Raw genomic sequence first — 19,143 nt, 5'->3', positions numbered from 1 at the left:
CAGACGCGGGGCGTCAGCCCTGCGTCGCGGACAGTGCGTCGATGGATGCCTCGGCCATGACCGCGTCGAGATCCCAGTCGGGCCGGGGCACCGAGTCGATGAGCAACCGCGTGTAGGGATGCTCGGGCGCATCGAGCAGCCGCACGGTGCGCCCGCGCTCGACGATCTCGCCGTCCTTCATCACCACGGTCTCCTCGCACACTCGGCGCACCACTGCGAGATCGTGACTGATGAACAGCACGGTCAGGCCCCGCTCACGCCGGATCTCGGCGACGACGTCGAGAACCTGGGCCTGCACCGAAACGTCGAGCGCACTCGTCGCCTCATCCATCACGAGCACGTCGGGCGCGATCGCGAGGGCGCGGGCGATGGCGACCCGCTGTCGCTGGCCGCCCGAGAGCGTGCGAGGCCGCGCGTTCGCGTGCTGCTCGGCAAGGCCGACCAGGTCGAGGAGCTCCAGCACGCGGGTGCGGGCCTCGGCCGAGGCGAGCCTGGTGTGCAGTCGCAGCGCGTCCTCGATCGCGCGGCCGGCGGTGATGCGCGGGTCGAGCGAGAGGTACGGGTCCTGGAAGACCATCTGCACGCTGCGCGCGTGCGCGAGCCGCTCGTCGCGCGTGCGCGGTGCCGCCGTGCGCTCCCGGCCGGCGATGCGGATGTCCCCCGCGTCGGCCTGCTCGAGTCCGACGATCATGCGCGCCAGCGTCGACTTTCCGGATCCCGATTCGCCGACGACGCCGAGCGCCCCGCCGCGCGCGATCTCGATCGAGGCATCGGCGACCGCGCGCACCGGCTCCTTGCCGCGTCGGTGGTAGGTCTTCGAGAGCCCGAGCGTCGCGAGCATCGGCCCGGCCGCCGGTCGAGTCGGCGCGCCAGCGCCGTATCGAGACTGCGCACTGGGCAGTCGGGTGTCTGGTGCGGAGGTCTCGATACGCTCGCCGGCGCTTACTGCTCGACCGACGGATGCCTCGCCGACCGCGATGGTGGGCGTGGCGGCCACGAGCCGCTTCGTGTACTCGGCGCGCGGCTCGCGGAACACGCGCCGGGCGTCACCGTGCTCCTCGACGCGCCCGCCGCTCATCACGACCACGCGATCGCAGAGCGACGCCGCGAGGTTCAGGTCGTGGGTGATGAAGAGCATGCCCATGTCACGGCTCGCGCGTTGCTCGGCGAGCACCGTGATGATCTCGGCCTGGGTGGTCACGTCGAGCGCGGTCGTCGGCTCGTCGCAGATGAGCAGCCTGGGCGAACTCGTGAGAGCGCCGGCGATCATGACGCGCTGCAGCATGCCGCCCGAGAATTCGTGCGGGTACTGGCGCAGGTGGTCCTCTGGGCGCGGCAACCGCACTGCGTGCAGCAGCTCGATCGCGCGCGCCCGGGCCTCGGCGGTCGACTTGCCCTCGCAGAGGCGCAGGGTCTCGGTCATGTGGTCGCCGATCGTGCGCATCGGGTTGATGCCAGCGCGCGGGTCCTGGAAGATCATCGATGCCCGGTGGCGGCGGAGGTCGAGCAGCTCCCCCATCGGGGCGCCGAGCACCTCCCGGCCGTCGAGACGCACCGAACCGCCGGTGGTCGCACGATCGGGCAGCAGGCCGAGCACCGAGCGGGCGGTGACCGACTTGCCCGAGCCAGACTCGCCGACGAGGCCCACGGTCTCACCTGCGGAGACGTCGAGGCTGATGCCGTCGAGCAGGCGGTTGCCGTTCGGCAGGTCGAGCGTGAGCCCGGAGATGTCGAGGAGTGTCATGCGGGGGTCCCTCCGCCGATCCGGTCTGAGAGTTCTTCGCCGACCACGTTGACCGCGACCACGACGATGACGACGGCCACGGCCGGCACGAGCGCCGGCAGGAAGTACCCGCCGATGAGTCCGGCCTGGGCCTCGTTGATCATGGCGCCCCAGTCGGCGGTCGGCGCCTGCACCCCGAGGCCGAGGAACGACAGGCCCGCGAGCTCGGCGAGCACGTACCCGAAGTTCAGCGTGGACTGGGCGCCGACGATCGGCGTGACGTTCGGCAGCACGCGTCGCAGGGCGATCCACGCTCCGCCGAAGCCCTGCACGCGATACGCGGCCACGTACGGCCGATTGCGCTCCGCGGCGACGAGCGTGCGAGTGAGGCGCGCGACGAACGGCGCGTACGCGATGCTCATCGCGATCACCGGGGCGACGAGGCCCTTTCCGAACAGCGCGACCGCGAGGATCGCGATGAGCAGCGCGGGGAACGCGAAGATGACGTCGAAGATCCGGCCGAGCACGGCGTCGATCCAGCCGCCCCGCCAGCCCGCGAGGAGTCCGAGCAGGACGCCGAGGATCGTCGACGAGACGACCACGAGCAGCGGGCCGAGCAGCGCGGTGCGCGCGCCGAAGATCATGCGGCTCAGGATGTCCCTGCCGAGGCCGTCGGTGCCGAGCCAGTGCTCTGGCGACGGCCCCGCATAGAACGCGGAGAAGTCGACCTGGTCGGGGTCGTACGGCGCGATGAGCGGTGCGAAGACGGCGGCGAGCGTCATCACGGCGAGGACGCCGAGGCTGATCAGGTAGGTCGTCGAGCTGCGGCGCCGGGCGCGAGGTGCGCGCAGCACCTTGACGGCGAGCGTGGGCGTGGTCATCGGGCACCAGCTCCTGCGGCGGATCGAGGATCGATCCAGGGTTCGAGGATGTCGATGATCGCGTTGACCACCACGAACGCGGTCACGACGAACATCACGATCGCCTGCACCACTGGGAAGTCGAGCCGGTCGACCGACTGCACGAGCAGGGATCCCATGCCCGAAAGGCCGAACGCGGCCTCGACGATCGCGCTCGAGACGAGCAGGCCTGCGACGAGGACGCCGGCGACCGTGAGGATGGGCCGGATCGCGTTGCGGAAGACGTGGCGACGGATCACCGTCGCGCGCTTCAGCCCGCGGCTCATGGCGACCTCGACATGCTCGCGGCCGAGCTGCTCGACCATCGAGGAGCGGGTCACCTTGCCGACGAGCACCACGAAGACGATCGCGAGGGCGATCGAGGGCAGCACGAGGTGGTAGATCGTGTCGAGGAAGCCCTCACCCGACCCGAACGACGGGAACCATCTGAGCTGCACCGAGAAGACGGCGATGAGCACGATGGAGCCGACGAACGACGGGACGGCGCCGAGCACGGTGAGGCCGACGAGCGTCGCGCGATCCGCGATCCGTCCCCGGTTGAGCGCCGCGACGGCGCCGGCGCTCAGGCCGATGACCGCGATGAGCAGGCCGGCCATGACGACGAGTCCGAGCGTGACCGGGAGCCGCTCGCCGAGCACGGTCGAGACATCCTGGCGGTACTGGAGCGAGCGACCGAAGTCGCCCTGCAGCGCTCCGAACAGCCAGTTGAGGTACTGCTGCCACGGCGGCAGGTCGAGCCCGTACTGGGCCGTGACCGCCGCAACGGCGTCGGGGCTCGGCGTGCGGCCGCGGAGCAGGAAGCTCACCGGGTCACCCGGCACTATGAAGCGCGAGAAGAAGACGAGCAGGGAGGCGAGGAAGAGCGTGAGGAGCAGGGCGCCGAGCTTGCCGGCGATCCGGCGGACGGCGGTCATCGCGCGACCGCCGGTCCGCCGGCTCGGTCGAGGTGTCGCCCGACCCGGCCCGTGGAACTAACGTGCGCCAATGGTGGCCGCCCACGGGTAGTAGAGGTACGCGATCGACGGTGCGACGCCAGTGATGCGCTCACCTTGGAACACCGTCACCGGCGACGCGTACAGCGGCAACCAGGGCAGCTCGGCGTTCGCGATGCGCTGGGCCTCGGCGGACTTCTCGCTGCGCTCGGCCGGGTCCTCGATCGCGATCGCCTCGTTCACGATCGCGGTGAATTCGGGGTTGTCCCAGTTGCCGTAGTTGCTGAACTCGCCCGGCCGGAGCACGGAGTACATCTCGAGGGGGTCGGGGCTGGAGAGATACCACGAGGTGAAGAAGAGGTCGATGCCCTCCCGTGCGCTCGGGTCGGAGAAGAGCGCCGTGTACGCGTTCGGCGTGATGGTCTCGATCGTGGCCTTCAGGCCGATCGACTGCGCCGCCGCCGCGAGGGCCTGCGAGGTGACCGCGAACTCCTGGGCGATCGGCGCGGTCGCGATGACGATCTCCTGCCCGGTCGCTCCAGCCTCCTCGGCGAGCTGCTTCGCGGCGTCGAGGTCGTAGGGGTACTCCTCGAGGCCGCCGAACGCGGTGTCGAGACCCGACTCGCTCGCGCCCACCCAGACCGACTCCGTGGTGAGGGCGTTCGTGACGTCGCCGAAGCCGGCGAGCGCCGCATCGACGACGCCTTCGCGGTCGAGCGCCATGAGCAGCGCCTGACGGACCCGCACATCGGCGAGCGGACCTTCGAGGTCGGACACGATGAAGCTGGCCACCGCCGAGTTCAGGCCGAAGGCGACCTCGCCGGAGCCCGACGCCTGCAGCTGCGGCACGGCATCCATCGGCAGCATCCATCCGCCGTCGACCTCGCCCGACTTCAGCGCGTTGACGCGCGCGTTCGCATCGGTCATGAACAGGAACTCGACCTCGCCCGACTTCGCGCGGAGCGAGTCATCCCAGTAGCCGTCGTAGCGTTCGAGCGTGATCGACTCGCCCGACTTCCACTCGCCGAAGCTGAACGGGCCCGTGCAGTTCACGCCGCCGGTCGAGTTTCCGTAGTCGGCGCCCGTCTCGGCGAGCGTCGCCGCCGATTCGATGACGCCGGCGGAGCCGCCCATGGCGAGGTTGAACTGGGAGTCGGGCTGCGTCATCGTGACCGTGACCTCGCGGTCGCCGGTCTGCTCGATGGATGCGACGTGCTGGTAGACCGAGTACCACGAGGACCCGACCGCCGGGTCGAGGTGCCGGCTCATCGACACGACGACGTCGTTCGCGGTGAGCGGCGTGCCGTCGTGGAAGGTCACGCCCTCGCGGATCGTGTAGACCCACGTCTCGGGCGTGGGGTGATCGAACGCCTCGGCGAGCCCGGGGCTCAGCGTGAAGTCGGGGTTCAGCCGGAGCAGCGACTCGCAGACGTTCGCGAGCACCTGGTTGTCGGCGTAGTCGAACGCGTAGGCGTAGTCGAGCGAGTACGGCTCGGCGTAGTTCGCCCAGGTGTACGAGTCGATGTCGCCGGAGGGTTCAGCGGTCTGGGCCGTGAGCTCCCAGTCGGCGCTCGAGTCGGGGCCGCGCTCGGGTGCGGTGCACGCCGAGAGCGCGAGCGCGGCCCCGAGGGCGCCGGCGGTGATCGCGATCGAGCGGCGCGCAGGGCCGCGGGTCGCGGAGGTGTGGGCTGCGGACATGATGCTCCTCGGATGGGGTCAGGTGGTTCGGGAGTAGACGGGCTCGCCCTCGATCCACGTGGAGACGACCGTCGAGCGGTGGATCTCCTCGACCGGGAGGCCGAACGGGTCGGGGTCGAGCACGACGAGGTTCGCGAGGTAGCCCTCGCGGATGGAGCCGGTGTCGTGATCGCGGTGGTTCACATAGGCGGTGCCGGAGGTGTACGCCGCCATCGCTGTGGCGAGGTCGAGTCGCTGACGCTCGCCGCCGAGCGGCTCGTCGTCGCGGCCGGGCGCGACCCTGTTCACGGCGATGTGGATGGCGTCCATGGGATCGGCGCTGGAGACGGGCCAGTCGCTGCCGGCAGCCAGCCGCGCGCCGTCGCGCACGAGGTCGCCGAACGGGTACTGCCTGGCTTCGGCGCCGTCCTGCAGGAACGGGAGCGTGAGCTCGTCGATCTGGTCCTCGTGGCAGGCCCAGAGCGCCTGGAGGTTCGCCACGGCGCCGAGGCCGGCGAAGCGAGCGGTCTCGGCCTCCTCGACGATCTGCAGGTGGGCGAGGTGGTGGCGGCCGTCGGTCGCGCCGTTCGCGTCGCGTGCGGCCTCGAGCGCGTCGAGCGCCTCGCGGACGGCGCGGTCGCCGAGGGCGTGGAAGTGCACCTGGAGCCCCGCGGCGTCGAGTGCGACGACGTACTCGCGCAGTCGCTCGGGGTCGACGAACGAGAGTCCGTGGTTGTGGGTGTCGTGGCCGTGCACGTCGCGGTACGGGGTGAGCATCGCGGCGGTCTGGTTCTCGGCGACGCCGTCGACCATGATCTTCGTCGACGCGAGTGAGAGGCGACCGGAGTCGATCGACGCGACCTCGTCGCGTCTCGCCGCCATCTCCGCGACCTGCTCGATGCCCCGCGTGCGCTCCCACCACTGGGCGCCGACGACGTGCACGCGCAGCGTGCCCTCGCCAAGTGCACGGAGGTAGAGCGGAAGGCCCTCGGGGACGCCGCTGAACCCGGTGCCGACGAGCGCGTCCTGCCATCCGGTGATGCCGAGGGCGATGAGCTCATCCTGTGCCCGCAGCAGGCCGGCGTACCCGAGGTCTTCGCTTGTCGCCGGGCGCACCTCGTCGAACAGCCCTCCGGCGCCCTCGTGGAAGGTGCCCGCCGGAGTGCCGTCGGGTTCGCGCTCGATGCGGCCGTCGGCCGGGTCGGGTGTCGATGCGTCGATGCCGGCGAGACGGATCGCGGCGGAGTTCGCCCAGGTGCTGTGGTGGTCGCGGCTGAGCAGCAGCACGGGGCGATCGGGCACGACGGCGTCGAGCAGGCCGCGGACCGGCGCGCCGCCCGGGAAGTGGTCCATCGACCAACCGCCGCCGAGGATCCACGGCTCATCGCGGTTCGCTTCGGCGTACGCCGCGACCGCGGCGACCGCGCCCTCGGCATCGGCAGCCTCGGTGAGGTTGCACTGGAGCAGCTCGACTCCGGCCCCGATCGGATGCACATGCGCGTCCTGGAAGCCGGGGCTGAGGAGCGCTCCGCCGAGCCGCACCACGTCGGTGCCTTCGCCGACGAGACCCGCGGCATCCGATTCGGGCACGATGGCGACGATGCGACCGTCGGCCACCGCGACGGCGTGGCCGGAGAGGGGTTCGCCGGTTCCGGTGAAGACGGCACCGCCGGTGAAGAGTACGTCAGCAGGCAATGCGCCCCTCGCTTCCTCGTTGAACAGGGTCGGACGAGGAGACGATACCCACGCCGCAACACTGCTGTCAACATCGTTGACAGCGGTGTTGCCAAATTGGGTATGCTGGTCGGGCGCCACGCCCGCGCGCACGTCACCGAACTGGGTCGCGGGCTGGCAGCATGAACTGCGCAGAGCCGACACCGGAGAGGGCGATGACGACAGCAACGAGTTCGGACCGCAGCAAGGAACAGCGGCCCCCGGGCGGCAGAGTGCGCCTCGACCGGCAGACCATCATCGCCACCGGCCTCGAACTGGCGGCCCAGCCGGGCACCACCTCGATCTCAGTCCGCGAGCTCGGCGCCCGGCTGGGCGCCGACCCCACGGCGATCTACCGCCACTTCCGCAACAAGGAGCACCTCATGCAGGCGCTCCTCGATGAGGTGATCGGCCGCAGCGTTGCCGCGGTCACGGCGTCACCCGAGCACTGGCGCGACCGATTGCGGCAGCTCGCGGAGTCGACGCTCGACCTGTTCGCCGCGTACCCGGCGATCGGCGTCGAGGCGATCGTGCTCACCACCCACGGTCCGGGCGAACTCGACGCGATCGAGTTCATGCTCGACGCGTTCTCGCGCGCCGGCCTCAGCGGCGACGACCTCGTGCGCCACTACGCCCTCCTCGCCTCGCACGTCCTGTCGAGCGCCGCCGGCATCGCCCGCGGCCGCAGCGAGCGCGGCTGGAACGCCGACGCCACGAGCCCCTGGTTGGAGGGGCCGATCCTCGCCGACCCGCGGACGTATCCGCTCATCTCGAGTTTCGGGGCGCAGCTGTCCGCCCTCGAAGACCGCGAACTGTTCCTCCTCGGCGTCGAGGCGGTCATCCAGTCCGCCGAGCGCACGGCACGCGCCGACGCCTGAGCTCCGCGCAGCGCAGGTGCTCGCGCCCGGCGGCACGCGGAAGCGTCGCGGGAAACCTCAGAGCACCAGCCCGTGACCGAATCGGAACAGCGGATCAGCCGTGTCGAACGGCACATCCGGCCGACTCGCTTCGACGGCGGCCATGCTGCTCGGCAGGTCGAACGGCAGCCTTCCCCTGGGCGTGGCGCGACCGAACAGCACGTCGAGGATCGCCTCGGGTGCGGCCCCGTAGTTCGCGACGATCGCGGCGGTCGTCTCGACGATCGGCGCGAGGATCGCCGGGCGGTCGAGGAAGACGTCGACCACGGTCGGCACCTGCGCGGCAATGCCTCCGATGTGCTCGACCTGGTCATCGCTGAACGCGAGTGAGCCGGCATGGAAGAAGTTCTCGAAGACCGTCGCCCGCTCTTCGTACGGCGCGTGGATGCGGACGATCGCGACATCCGCATCCGCCGGCACGTCGACGACGGTTCCGTATGCGCTCGCGATCTCGGGCGCGATCCCCTCGATGTAGAGCTTCGCCCCGTCGGCGAGCGGGAGGATCGGCGTGCCTCCGGTGGCCGGCAGCTTGTTGGTGAGCACCGTGACGGACGCCCGCTGCGCCGCCTCGCCCGCCGCACGGAACTCGGCGTTGCCGACCACGGCGGACGCACGGACCGGGTCCACGTAGGGGTCGTCGAACAGTCCGAGCACGAACTTCTCGCGCAGGAGACGGCGCACCGACACGTCGAGGCGTGCCTGCGCAACCTCTCCGCTGCGAACCAGGTCGACGAGCAGCTCGGGGCACGCCTCGCCGCCGAACTGGTCGGCACCGGCGTCGAGCACCTTCTTCATGCGCTCGCGCGGCGACAGGTGTTCGACGCCCCACGCTCGCGCGGGGAACGGCTGGCCGAAGATCTCACCATCGGTGATGAGCCCCCAGTCGGTGCAGACGATGCCGTCGAAGCCGTAGCGCTCACGCAGAAGCCCCGTGATGATCGACCGGTTGAACCCGAAGCCGACCTCCTCGTGCTCTGTGCCCACCGGCATTCCGTAGTACGGCATGATCTGGCTGGTTCCGGCGTCGAACGCCGCCTCGAAGGGCTTCAGGTGCAGCTCGAACTCGCCGCCCGGGTACACCTGCTCGCGACCGTAGTCGAAGTGGGGGTCCTCGCCGTCCTTCTGCGGCCCGCCGCCCGGGAAGTGCTTGGTCATCGTCGCGACCGACTCCGGTCCGAGCTGGGTGCCCTGGAAGCCGCGGATGTATGCAGCGCCGAGTCGTGCCGTGAGCTCGGCGTCCTCGCCGAACGTGGCCAGCTGCCTGGACCAGCGCGGCTCCGTGGTGAGGTCGACCTGGGGGTGCAGGGCGACGCGGATGCCGACCGCGGTGTACTCCTGGCGTGCGATGTCGCCGAAGCGCTCGACGAGCGCCTCGTCGCGGGTGGCCGCGAGGCCCAGCGTCTCGGGCCACACCGAGAACGCCCCGGTGGTCAGGCCGGCGAGCGGGTTGTCGCTGTACGAGTGGCGCGGGTCGGTCGAGATCGTCACGGGGATGCCGAGGCGGGTGCTCGCGGCCAGTTCCTGCAGGCGGTTCTGCCATTCGGCGATGAGCTCGGGCTTCGAGGCGGCAGCGAGGATGTTGAAGTGATTCATGAGTCGTCCGGCGACGAGGTCACGCGTGCCCGGCAGGCCGAACGCGTTCACGCCCTCGGCGAGGGTGCCGTCGTCGTTCATGACGATCATGGTCTGGAAGAAGAGGCCCGCCTTCTCCTCGAGGGTCATCTGCTCGAGCAGGATCTCGACGCGCTCGTGAACCGGAAGGCTCGCGTCACGATAGCGGGTGTCGACGGCGGTGTCGGTGGTCGTGGTCGTGGTCGTAGTCGTGGTCTCGTCGAGCTCGGTCATGGTTTCCTCACGTCGTGTGTTTCGATGTCGGATGCCCGCCCCGATGTCGACGGTGTTGCGGGCAGCACTGGGGCGAGGCATCCGATCGGGTGATCAGTCCTGTCGGGCGTTCGCGAGCGCGATGAGCTGCTCGATCTGCTCGTAGGTGACCGGGATGCCGGGGAAGCCGACGAGACGACCGATCGGGAACGACGCCATCATCTTCTCCATGCCGTCGTCGGTGAAGACGTCGCTCTCGCCGAGCCCGGCCGTGAACGATCCCATCGCCTGCATGACGATCGGCCCGGCGATCGGGTTCGCCATGACGTCGCCGATCGACGACTCCATCGTCAGTGGCAGCCGCACGTCGTCGCCGGCCACGTCGACAGCGCCGACGAGACGGATGTCCCGGCTCGACGCCCCCACTTCGACGGTGTACGCGCCTCCCTCGACGATCCAGTGGTCGACGCGGATGTCCCAGTAGGCGAGGTCCTCGCGGCGCACCGCGACCTCGACCTCGCGCGACTCCCCCGCCTCGAGCGCGACGTTCGCGAAGCCCTTGAGCTCGCGTGGAGCGCGGGCGACGGATGACCCGGCGAGCGCCGTGTACACCTGCACGACCTCGCGCCCGGCACGGTCGCCGGTGTTCGTCACCGTGACGCGCACCGCGAGCCCTGCCTCGTCGGCGGTCGCCGAGAGACCGGAGTACGCGAATCTCGTGTACGAGAGGCCGTGCCCGAACGGGTACCGCACTGCCGCGTCGCGCGCGTCGTACCAGCGGTAGCCGACGAACAGGCCCTCGCCGTAGCGCACGTGCCCGAACTCCCCCGGGAAGTCGAGGTAGGCCGGGGTGTCCTCGAGCCGCACCGGGATCGTCTCGGCGAGCCGACCCGAGGGGTTGACGACGCCGAACAGCACGTCGGCGACGCCGCCGCCGCCGGCCTGACCGCCCAGCCAGCCCTCGACGATCGCGGGCACGTCGTCGGCGAACGGCAGTTCGACGACGCCGCCGTTGGCGAGCACGACGACGATGTTCGGGTTCGCGGCGCGCACCGCGGTCAGCAGCTCGAGCTGGCCGGCGGGCAACCGCAGGTGCTCCCGGTCGAAGCCCTCCGACTCGGCTGCGCCCGGCAGTCCGAGGAAGAGCAGGACGACGTCGGCGGCTGCCGCTGCGGCGGCGGCCTCGGCGACGAGCGCGGCATCCGCCGGGGCATCCGACGCGTCGAGCGCGAAACCGGGCGCGAAGCCGACGCGGTCGGCCCCCGCGAGCAGTTCGATCTCTGCGAGCGCGGTGTCGAGTCGCGTGGGGTTGATGAGCGAGGAGCCGGCGCCCTGGTAGCGCGGCGTGCGGGCGAACTCGCCGATGACGGCGATGCGCTGTGCGGCGTCGGAACCCGTCGCGAGCGGCAGCAACGTATCGTCGTTCTTCAGGAGCACGACGCCGCGTCCGGCGGCCTCGCGGGCGAGTGCGTGGTGGGCGTCGACGTCGTAGGTTTCGACGGGCTCAACCGACGAGCGAGCGTCGGCGGTGGCCTTCTGCGCGAGCTCGACGGCGCGGCGGACGGCGACATCGAGAACGGCCTGGTCGAGCCGGCCGTCGCGCACGGCGGCGACGAGCTGCGCGTCGGTGCGTCCGTCGGAGGCGGGCATCTCGAGGTCGAGGCCTGCGGGCAGGCCCGCGACGCGGTCGTTCACCGCACCCCAGTCGCTGACGACGAGGCCCTCGAAGCCCCACTCGTCGCGCAGCACGCTCGTGAGCAGCCACGGGTCCTCGCTCGTGTACACCCCGTTGAGCCGGTTGTACGAGCACATGACCGTCCACGGCTGCGCCTCCTCGACGACGCGCTGGAAACCACGGAGGTAGATCTCGCGCAGCGGCCGCGGGTCGACGTCGCTCGACGCGCGCATGCGGTCGTGCTCCTGGTTGTTCGCCGCGAAGTGCTTGAGCGAGGCGCCGACACCCTGCGACTGCAGGCCCTTCACGAGTGCGGCGCCGAGCACGCCCGAGACGAGCGGGTCCTCGGACAGGTACTCGAAGTTGCGACCGCACAGCGGAGAGCGCTTGATGTTGATGCCGGGGCCGAGCAGCACGCCGACGCCTTCTGCACGCGCCTCCTCACCGAGCGCGCGGCCCACCCGTTCGGCGAGTTCGGGGTCGAACGCCGAACCGAGCGCGACCGCGGGCGGGAAGCACGTCGCCGGAACGCTGTCGCCGATGCCGAGGTGGTCGGCGCTGCCGCGCTGCAGGCGCACGCCGTGCGGACCGTCGGTGAGCACGATCGAGGGGATGCCGGCGCGCTCGACGGCCTTCGTCGTCCAGAAGCTCGCGCCGCTCGTGAGCGACGCCTTCTCCTCGAGCGTGAGTTCGGCCACGATCTCGGCCGCCTCGCGCTCGGCGAAGCCGGTCGAGCGGTCGGTCTGCAGGGTGTCGGTCATGCTGCTCCTTCGTTCGCCGGCGCCGCGATCGCGCGCCGGAAGAGTGGTTTTCCGTAGTCCTTCTGCAGCAGGGTCGCGAACGCCCACCAGATGATGAGGGTCGCGGATGCCCCGCCGATGATGCCGAACAGCGCATCCGAGAGCCAGTGCGCGTTGATGAGGGTGCGCTGCCAGATCATGCCGACCACGAGCAGCGCGCCGATGATCCACCAGCTGAGTCGCTTCGCCGGCGGCAGCAGGGCGGCGACGGCGATGACGAGGATGCCGGTGCTCACGGCGTGCCCGGAGGGGAACGAACCGTGGTCGACCTGGAACAGTGGACCGAAGAGCCCCGCCGCCGTGTCGTCGGCCGGACGCGGCCGGTCGACGAGGTTCTTCGTGAGCTGCGAGACACCGAAGTTGCCGACGAGTTCGGCCGTGAGGAAGAACAGCGCCGAGCGCCAGCGGCGGATCACGAACAGCCATGCCGGGATGAGGAGCATGGTGAGCACGGCGCCGGGGATCTGGCCGAGGTGCTGGAAGAGCATCGGCAGCGCCCAGGTCTCGCCGCCCGTGCCGGGTGCGAGGCCGACGAGCGCACGCCAGGCGTCGTCGATGGGCTGAGTGAACGGCGCGTCGACGTTCTGCGCGACCGCGAACCCGAAGCCGATGAAGACGGCCAGCCCCGCGAGGCCGGCGACGAGCAGCGCGCGCGGACGCATCGGGCGAGCGGATGCATCGCCGGCATCGGCCCCGAGCGGCCCGGACGACGACGGGACCGTGGCGCTCGTGGCATCCGTCATCACTTCACCGCCTTGATCGGCCAGACGGCGAAGGCCCCCAGGAGCGAGAGGGCGATGCCGACGGGGAACAGTGCGGCGTAGCCGAGCGAGAGCACGATCGCGCCGGCGATGCCCGGTGCGAGCGTCTGCGGCAGGGTCGCCGCGATGTTCACGACGCCGAGATCCTTCGCGAAGGACTTCGCCGAGGGCAGCACCTCGCTCATGAGCGCCGTGTCGACGGCCTGGAACATGCCGAAGCCGAGGCCCGCGATGAAGGTCATGATCATCCACGCGGTGAGGTCGGGCCACGCCCACGGCAGCACGAGCGCGAGGCCCGTGACGACCGAGGAGGCGAACACGAAGGGCTTGCGGCGACCGACCTTGTCGGAGAGCTGTCCGGACGCGACGGTCGCGACCAGGATGCCGGCGAGGCTGATGAGTCCGAGCATCGGGATGACCTCGCCGGGGTTCTCGATGCCGAAGTAGTCGGTGAGCAGGAAGAACTGGTATCCGGTCACCGCGAAGTAGCCCGTGTAGAGCAGCAGACGGCCGGTGAACGCCCAGAAGAAGTCGGGGTGCTTGATCGGGTTCACCCAGAAGGTGCGCAGGAAGTCGCCGAGCTTGAACGGCTCGGGCTCGAGCTCCGTCGAGGAGTGGTCGGGGTTGAAGACGACGAAGAGGGTGAGGATCACGAGCGAGAACACCGCGAAGGTCACGTAGCCGGCCGCGATGGAACCGAGGAAGACCGAGCCGACGATCTGGCCGCCGAGTGCGCCGACCATGAGGCCGATGCCCGAGAGCGCGGCGAAGGTGCCGCGGCGCTTGAGCGGCACCCGGTCGGGCATGACCGCGCTGAGCGGGCCCTGCGCGAAGTTGTAGGTGATCTGCACGAGGCTCCATGCGATGACCACGCCCACGAGCGAGTCGGCGAAGGCGAGGCCGACGAGAGCGAGCCCGCCCGCGAGCGAGCCGAGGACGATCCACGGCGCCCGGCGGCCGAAGCGCGAACGGGTGCGGTCGGAGAGCTGCCCGGCGATCGGTTGGGCGAGCATCGAGCAGAATGCGCCGATCGTCATCACGATCGCGAGGTTCGCGACCTTGTCGGCCTCGCCGAACAGTTGCGTGACCTGCGCGGGCAGCAGGATGCCGGGCACGGCGCCCCAGATCAGGAAGATGCCGAGGTTCGCGGGGATGATCCAGCCGAGGAGGCGACCGACGCCCTTGATCGGCGCGGGCGGGTCCTCATTGCCTGCGGCGTCCTCGAAGAAGGCCGCCGCCTCGTCGGGCAGGGGTTCGGTTGCAGGTTGGGGAGTCGACGCCATTGTCATCTTGGGGGAATTCCTTTCCGGGGCCTCGGCATCGAGGCGAGTGGCAAAACCATACATCGCTCGGTTTTCGTTCGCAACAACTCTTCCGTAGCATTCAGGTATGGCACGCAGGGGTTCATATGCGAAGGGCGTCGCGAAGCGCGAGGAGATCCTCACGACCGCACTCGATGTGATCGCACGCAACGGCTACCGCCGCACGTCCGTACGCGAGCTCGCCGACGCGGTCGGCCTCAGCCAGGCCGGCCTCCTGCACTACTTCTCGTCGAAGGAGGAGCTCTTCCAGGAGATCCTGCGCAAGCGCGACGAAGTCGACTCCGCCGCGTTCGACCTCGACGTCGACCAGCCGATCGAGGCGTTCTTCGGCGTGATCCGGCACAACAGCGAGGTGCCCGGACTCGTGCAGCTCTACGCCCAGCTCTCGACCGAGGCCGGCGACCCCGAACATCCTGCCCACGAATTCTTCGTCGAGCGCTACGTGCAGTTCCGGGCGCTGTTCGGCGGCATGCTGCGAGACGAGCAGGCCGCGGGCAACATCGACCCCGATCTCGACATCGAGCGCATCGGCAACCTCTTCCTCGCTGCAGCCGACGGACTGCAGACCCAGTGGATGCTGGACCGCTCGATCGACATGGCCGACCACGTCGCCTACCTCTGGCAACTCGTCACCCGCAAGGCCTGAGCGGATGTCCCGGGCCAGCCTCGTCTCAGGCGACGTACGCCGACACAACCTCACCCTCGTGCTCGAGCACATCGTGCGGTCGGGTCCGAGCGCACGAAGCGAGATCGCGACGGCGACCGGCCTCACGAAGGGGGCCGTCACGCTGCTCGTGAACGCGCTCACCGACGCCGGCGTGCTCGCTGAGACCGACCCACTGCCCAGCGCGAAGGGGCGGCCCATCACACGACTCGAGCTCGTCGCCGCCGAGGTGGCGATCCTCGTCGCGCAGCTCGACGCCGACACCGCGACCGCCCTGCTCACCTCGCTCGCGGGCGAGGAGCTGTTCCGCGTCTCGACGCGGCACGGGCGCCCGATGGGCGACCCCGCCGCCGTGCTCGACGTGCTCGGCGACGTGACGGCCGAGGCGCTCGAGGCGGCGTCCGATCTCGGCAGGCGGGTCGTCGAGCTGCCCGTGGTGGTCTTCGCCCCTGTCGGCGGCGAACCGCCGGTCGTCATCGCCGACACCGATCTCGGCTGGGACGCCGTCGACGTGCTCGCGGCGCTCCGCGAACGTGTGCCCGCCCTGCCGACGGTCGCCTCCCTCGCCTCCGACGGTTGGCTCGCCGCGCTCGCCGAGCGCTCGCTCCTCCCCGGAGTCGACGAGGTCGTCTACCTCAAGAGCAACTCGGGCATCGGCGGGGCGATCGTCTCGGGCGGCCGGCTCGTCGAAGGCGCCCACGGCGTCGGCGGGGCACTCGGGCACCTCGCGGTGGTCCCTGGCGGCGACCGCTGCGCCTGCGGCCAGCACGGATGCCTCGTCACCGTCGCCGGCCCCGACGTGCTGCTCGCCCGCGCCGGCATCGCCGGCCTCGTCACCGATCACGGCCTCGCGGCGGCACTCGACGAGCTCTCCGCCCGCATCACGGCGGGCGAGCCGCGCGCTGCCGCGGCCTGGGCCGATGCCCTGCCGTGGATCGCGCGCACCATGCAGATCCTCTCGCTCGCGACCGACCCCGAGGTGATCGTGATCGGCGGATTCTGGTCGGCCCACACGGCCTCCATCGACGCGGCGTTCCGCGAGAACCGGCCGGCGATCGCTGCGGGGTTCGCCGCGACATCCGAAGTGCCCGCGATCATGGCGGGCCGGCTCGGCGCCGACGCCGCACTGCTCGGGGCAGCCTGGGCGGCTCGCGATCGGGTACTGGCCGATCCGCTGAACCTCGCCGTCTGACCGCGGGTCGCCCGCCCGCGCAGGCGATGCGAGCGCGTCAGCCGTAGCGCTTCCACATTAGTTCAACGGTTGAATTCAGACTCGGGACGCGTCATACTCATTGCCGAGTTGCGTTCGGTTTCATGTCGCCGCACACCGACCACCCGACCACCAAGGCCGTCTCAACGATGAGGAGTCCCCGTGTCCCTGCACCCGCCCACCCCCGATCCTGCCAACGAGCTCGCCCCGACCGGCGTCATCTCCGCCACCGAACCTGTTCCCGGCGACCTGCCGCAGAGCCCGCCCCCGACGAAGCGCACGCTCCCCGGCCTCCTCGGCGTCTCCCTCGCCCTCTTCGCCACCTACGCGGGCCTCATCGGCATCCTGCTGCCGATCCAGGTCGCCCTCATCGACGCGGCGAACAAGGTCACCAACCTCGCGATCATCGTCACGACCTCCTTCGTGTTCACCCTCTTCGCCCAACCGATCGCCGGTGCGATCAGCGACCGCACGCGGTCGCGCTTCGGCCGTCGTGCACCGTGGATGGTCGGCGGCGCGCTCATCGGCGGCGTGCTGCTGCTCGGCATGGGCTTCCTCGACTCGATCCTGTGCTCACGATCTTCTGGGTGCTCATCCAGGTGTCGCTGAACGCCCTGCAGGGGCCGATGTCGGCGATCACCCCCGACCGATTCCCGCGTGACAGGCGCGGCATCGCGAGCGCCATGTTCGGCCTCGGCATGCAGATCGGCGCCACCCTCGGCATCGTCATCGCCGGCCAGTTCGCCACCAACTTCGGCGTCGGCTACTCGGTGTTCGGCGTCATCGTGATCGTCGTGACGATCGCCTACGTCGTCATCGACCGCGACTGGTCGTCGAAGGAGGCCGCGGTCGAGCCGTGGAGCTGGAAGCAGTTCTTCGGCGGCTTCTGGATCAACCCGAAGCAGCACCCCGACTTCGCCTGGGCGTTCGGGGCCCGGTTCCTCTTCATGCTCGGCTACTTCGTCATCGCGGCTTACGGGCTCTACATCCTGACCGACTACATCGGCATGGGGCTCACCGAGGCCGCCGGCGCACAGGTGCAGCTGACGCTCGCCGGACTCGTGCCGACGCTGCTCGCCGTCGCCGTCTCGGGCTGGTGGAGCGACAAGATCGGCCGCCGCAAGGTGTTCATCTACGCCTCGTCGGTCATCATGGTCGCGAGCCTCTCGCTCCCGCTGATCATGCCGAACATGACCGGCATGCTGCTCATGAACATCATCATCGGCTTCGGATTCGGGTTCTACATGTCGGTCGACACGGCCCTCATGACCGAGGTGCTGCCCGGCGGCGGCAAGGCCGCCGGCAAGGACCTCGGCATCCTGAACATCGCCACCAACATCCCCCAGGCGATGAGCGCCGCGATCGCCGGCCTCATCATCACCGTGCTCGGCGGCTACCCGATGCTGTTCATCTTCGCCATGGTCTTCGTCGTCATCGCAGCGGTCGCCGTGGCACCCATCAAGAGCGTTCGTTAGGAGATCCAACATGACGCAGACCAGCACAGGCACCGGCACGTTCGTCGAGGTCGACACCCGGGCGGGCCGTGTGCGCGGCGCGTGGCGGGGTCGACCGGATGCCCCCGGGACATCCGCCGCGTTCCTCGGCATCCCGTTCGCCGAGCCGCCCGTCGGCGTGCTGCGCTTCGCCGCACCGGTGCCGAAGGCGCCGTGGGAAGGCGTGCGCGACGCGCTCGAGTACGGCGCGACCGCGCAGCGCGGCGACCCCGGCGTGACGCTCATCCCCGAGCCGAGCGTGCCGGGCGACTCGACGCTGAACGTCAATGTCTTCACGCCGCGCCCCGAGCGAGTCGAGCCGGGCACCGACGAGGCGCTGCCGGTACTGGTCTGGATCCACGGCGGCGGCTACTTCGCAGGCTCCCCCGCGAGCCCCTGGTACGACGGCGCTGCGTTCAACCGCGACGGCGTCGTCACCGTGTCGGTCTCGTACCGGCTCGGGTTCGACGGCTTCGGCTGGATCTCGGACGCCCCGCAGAATCGCGGAGTGCGCGACTGGCTCCTCGCCCTCGAGTGGGTGCGCGACAACATCGCCGCGTTCGGCGGCGACCCCGACCGCGTCACGATCGCCGGCCAATCGGCGGGCGGCGGCGCCGTGCTCACCCTGCTCGGCATGGACGCGGCGCAGCACCTCTTCCACGGCGTCTACGCGATCTCGGGAGCCCTCGCCGACGTCACGCCCGAGCGCAGCGAGAAGTTCGGTCGCGAGCTCGCCGTCGCGGCCGGCGTCGAGCCGACGCGCGCCGGCCTCTCGACGCTGCCCGAGGAGCGCATCCTCGAGCTGCAGAAGACGGCGACCGACCTCGGCGCCGAGGGATTCGAGGACATGCTCGAGAACGGGCTGGCCCTCTGCCCGACCGTCGACGGTGACCTCATCCCGCGTTCGACGAGCGACTCGCTCGCGGCCGGGGTCGGCGCCGACAAGCCGCTCGTGATCGGTGCGACCGATGACGAGTTCTCGATGGTGTTCGCCGACGCCGAGAAGAAGCTGCGCTGGATCCCGAAGTCGTTCATGCTGCGCAAGCTCGGCATGCCGAGGGCGGCGCTGAAACCGTACCTCGCGGCGAACGCCGACGTGGCGGCCAAGGGAACGGCGCGCATTGCGGGACGCTTCCTCACCGACCGGATGTTCCGCACCTCCCTCGTGCGCCTCGTCCAGGTCCGCGACGACGCGCCCACCTGGGTGTACCGGTTCTCCTGGCCGTCGGGCACCTTCGGGTTCGCCGAGCACTGCGTCGACGTGCCGTTCTTCTTCGACTGCCTCGACTCGATCGCAATCGAACCGCTCGCGGGGCCGAACCCACCGCAGCAATTGGCCGACGAGGTGCACCGCGCTGCTGTCACCTTCATCACGACCGGCGAGCCGGGCTGGCCTCGGTACACGGATGCCGCGCGCGCGACCCGTGTCTACGACACCCCGACGACCACGGTCACCGACGGCTATGCCGGCGTGCGGCCGCTGCTCGCCGGCTGACCGCGTTTGCGCGCATC

The 19,143-nt window shown here is 70.3% G+C and carries 15 protein-coding genes; 6 read left to right on the top strand and 9 right to left on the bottom strand.

The window, feature by feature from the left end; translation table 11 throughout:
• Positions 1-13 precede the first annotated feature (13 nt).
• Genes LQ757_RS07215 through LQ757_RS07195 form a run of 5 tightly spaced genes read right to left on the bottom strand, consistent with a single transcriptional unit; the run spans position 14 to position 6,947 of the window.
• Entirely contained in the window at positions 14-1,744 is a 1,731-nt protein-coding gene (locus LQ757_RS07215; protein WP_231046551.1) for a dipeptide ABC transporter ATP-binding protein, read from the bottom strand.
• Positions 1,741-2,604, bottom strand: a complete 864-nt coding sequence (locus LQ757_RS07210) for an ABC transporter permease (protein ID WP_231046550.1) — start codon at positions 2,602-2,604, stop codon at positions 1,741-1,743. The genes LQ757_RS07215 and LQ757_RS07210 overlap by 4 nt, the downstream gene beginning before the upstream one ends.
• The gene (locus tag LQ757_RS07205; protein ID WP_231046549.1) at positions 2,601-3,557 is read right to left on the bottom strand and encodes an ABC transporter permease; all 957 of its coding nucleotides are present in this window, start codon (positions 3,555-3,557) and stop codon (positions 2,601-2,603) included. Before LQ757_RS07205 ends, LQ757_RS07210 begins: the two co-directional genes overlap by 4 nt.
• 57 nt (positions 3,558-3,614) lie before the next feature.
• Positions 3,615-5,273, bottom strand: a complete 1,659-nt coding sequence (locus LQ757_RS07200) for an ABC transporter substrate-binding protein (RefSeq protein ID WP_231046548.1) — start codon at positions 5,271-5,273, stop codon at positions 3,615-3,617.
• An 18-nt stretch (positions 5,274-5,291) separates the two neighbouring features.
• A complete protein-coding gene (locus LQ757_RS07195) occupies positions 5,292-6,947 on the bottom strand; it encodes an amidohydrolase (RefSeq protein ID WP_231046547.1) in 1,656 nt (551 codons plus the stop codon).
• A gap of 194 nt (positions 6,948-7,141) precedes the next feature.
• Here LQ757_RS07195 and LQ757_RS07190 point away from each other — a divergent pair, with 194 nt between their 5' ends.
• Positions 7,142-7,843, top strand: coding sequence for a TetR/AcrR family transcriptional regulator (locus tag LQ757_RS07190; RefSeq protein ID WP_231046546.1), 702 nt, complete (start codon positions 7,142-7,144; stop codon positions 7,841-7,843).
• A 57-nt stretch (positions 7,844-7,900) separates the two neighbouring features.
• Here the strand turns inward: LQ757_RS07190 and LQ757_RS07185 are convergent, their stop codons facing one another.
• From LQ757_RS07185 to LQ757_RS07170, 4 genes are all read right to left on the bottom strand, one after another.
• A complete protein-coding gene (locus tag LQ757_RS07185) occupies positions 7,901-9,727 on the bottom strand; it encodes a glycoside hydrolase family 3 protein (RefSeq protein WP_231046545.1) in 1,827 nt (608 codons plus the stop codon).
• 93 nt (positions 9,728-9,820) lie between these two features.
• Positions 9,821-12,142, bottom strand: coding sequence for a glycoside hydrolase family 3 C-terminal domain-containing protein (locus LQ757_RS07180; RefSeq protein WP_231046544.1), 2,322 nt, complete (start codon positions 12,140-12,142; stop codon positions 9,821-9,823).
• Positions 12,139-12,924 (bottom strand): phosphatase PAP2 family protein, encoded by a 786-nt coding sequence (locus tag LQ757_RS07175; RefSeq protein ID WP_231046543.1) that lies wholly within the window; start codon positions 12,922-12,924, stop codon positions 12,139-12,141. Before LQ757_RS07175 ends, LQ757_RS07180 begins: the two co-directional genes overlap by 4 nt.
• Entirely contained in the window at positions 12,924-14,231 is a 1,308-nt protein-coding gene (locus LQ757_RS07170) for an MFS transporter (protein WP_231046542.1), read from the bottom strand. The genes LQ757_RS07175 and LQ757_RS07170 overlap by 1 nt, the downstream gene beginning before the upstream one ends.
• 100 nt (positions 14,232-14,331) lie before the next feature.
• On the opposite strand from LQ757_RS07170, the gene LQ757_RS07165 reads away from it, so the two are divergent.
• The 5 genes from LQ757_RS07165 (at position 14,332) to LQ757_RS07145 (ending at position 19,126) form a co-directional block, all read left to right on the top strand.
• Positions 14,332-14,910, top strand: coding sequence for a TetR/AcrR family transcriptional regulator (locus LQ757_RS07165; RefSeq protein WP_231046541.1), 579 nt, complete (start codon positions 14,332-14,334; stop codon positions 14,908-14,910).
• A gap of 4 nt (positions 14,911-14,914) precedes the next feature.
• Positions 14,915-16,120: an ROK family transcriptional regulator gene (locus tag LQ757_RS07160; RefSeq protein ID WP_231046540.1), complete on the top strand. Its 1,206-nt coding sequence runs from the start codon at positions 14,915-14,917 to the stop codon at positions 16,118-16,120.
• Between the two features lie 180 nt (positions 16,121-16,300).
• Positions 16,301-16,747, top strand: a complete 447-nt coding sequence (locus tag LQ757_RS07155) for an MFS transporter (protein WP_231046539.1) — start codon at positions 16,301-16,303, stop codon at positions 16,745-16,747.
• Positions 16,708-17,613, top strand: a complete 906-nt coding sequence (locus LQ757_RS07150; RefSeq protein ID WP_231046538.1) for an MFS transporter — start codon at positions 16,708-16,710, stop codon at positions 17,611-17,613. The genes LQ757_RS07155 and LQ757_RS07150 overlap by 40 nt, the downstream gene beginning before the upstream one ends.
• A gap of 10 nt (positions 17,614-17,623) precedes the next feature.
• On the top strand, positions 17,624-19,126 hold the full coding sequence (locus LQ757_RS07145; protein WP_231046537.1) for a carboxylesterase/lipase family protein: 1,503 nt from the start codon (positions 17,624-17,626) through the stop codon (positions 19,124-19,126).
• Positions 19,127-19,143 lie beyond the last annotated feature (17 nt).

It is taken from the genome of Agromyces cavernae (genome assembly GCF_021044935.1).
GTDB lineage: Bacteria > Actinomycetota > Actinomycetes > Actinomycetales > Microbacteriaceae > Agromyces > Agromyces cavernae.
The sequence above is the reverse complement of the archived record's forward strand: the minus strand, read 5'-3'. Positions and strand labels throughout refer to the sequence as shown.

Excerpts from the sequence above, each read along its gene's own strand:
- LQ757_RS07210 (WP_231046550.1), bottom strand. The coding sequence starts at position 2,604 with ATGACCACGCCCACGCTCGCCGTCAAGGTGCTGCGCGCACCTCGCGCC.
- LQ757_RS07185 (WP_231046545.1), bottom strand. The coding sequence starts at position 9,727 with ATGACCGAGCTCGACGAGACCACGACTACGACCACGACCACGACCACC.
- LQ757_RS07200 (WP_231046548.1), bottom strand. The coding sequence starts at position 5,273 with ATGTCCGCAGCCCACACCTCCGCGACCCGCGGCCCTGCGCGCCGCTCG.
- LQ757_RS07165 (WP_231046541.1), top strand. The coding sequence starts at position 14,332 with ATGGCACGCAGGGGTTCATATGCGAAGGGCGTCGCGAAGCGCGAGGAG.
- LQ757_RS07215 (WP_231046551.1), bottom strand. The coding sequence starts at position 1,744 with ATGACACTCCTCGACATCTCCGGGCTCACGCTCGACCTGCCGAACGGC.
- LQ757_RS07175 (WP_231046543.1), bottom strand. The coding sequence starts at position 12,924 with ATGACGGATGCCACGAGCGCCACGGTCCCGTCGTCGTCCGGGCCGCTC.
- LQ757_RS07170 (WP_231046542.1), bottom strand. The coding sequence starts at position 14,231 with ATGACAATGGCGTCGACTCCCCAACCTGCAACCGAACCCCTGCCCGAC.
- LQ757_RS07190 (WP_231046546.1), top strand. The coding sequence starts at position 7,142 with ATGACGACAGCAACGAGTTCGGACCGCAGCAAGGAACAGCGGCCCCCG.
- LQ757_RS07180 (WP_231046544.1), bottom strand. The coding sequence starts at position 12,142 with ATGACCGACACCCTGCAGACCGACCGCTCGACCGGCTTCGCCGAGCGC.
- LQ757_RS07205 (WP_231046549.1), bottom strand. The coding sequence starts at position 3,557 with ATGACCGCCGTCCGCCGGATCGCCGGCAAGCTCGGCGCCCTGCTCCTC.
- LQ757_RS07145 (WP_231046537.1), top strand. The coding sequence starts at position 17,624 with ATGACGCAGACCAGCACAGGCACCGGCACGTTCGTCGAGGTCGACACC.
- LQ757_RS07160 (WP_231046540.1), top strand. The coding sequence starts at position 14,915 with ATGTCCCGGGCCAGCCTCGTCTCAGGCGACGTACGCCGACACAACCTC.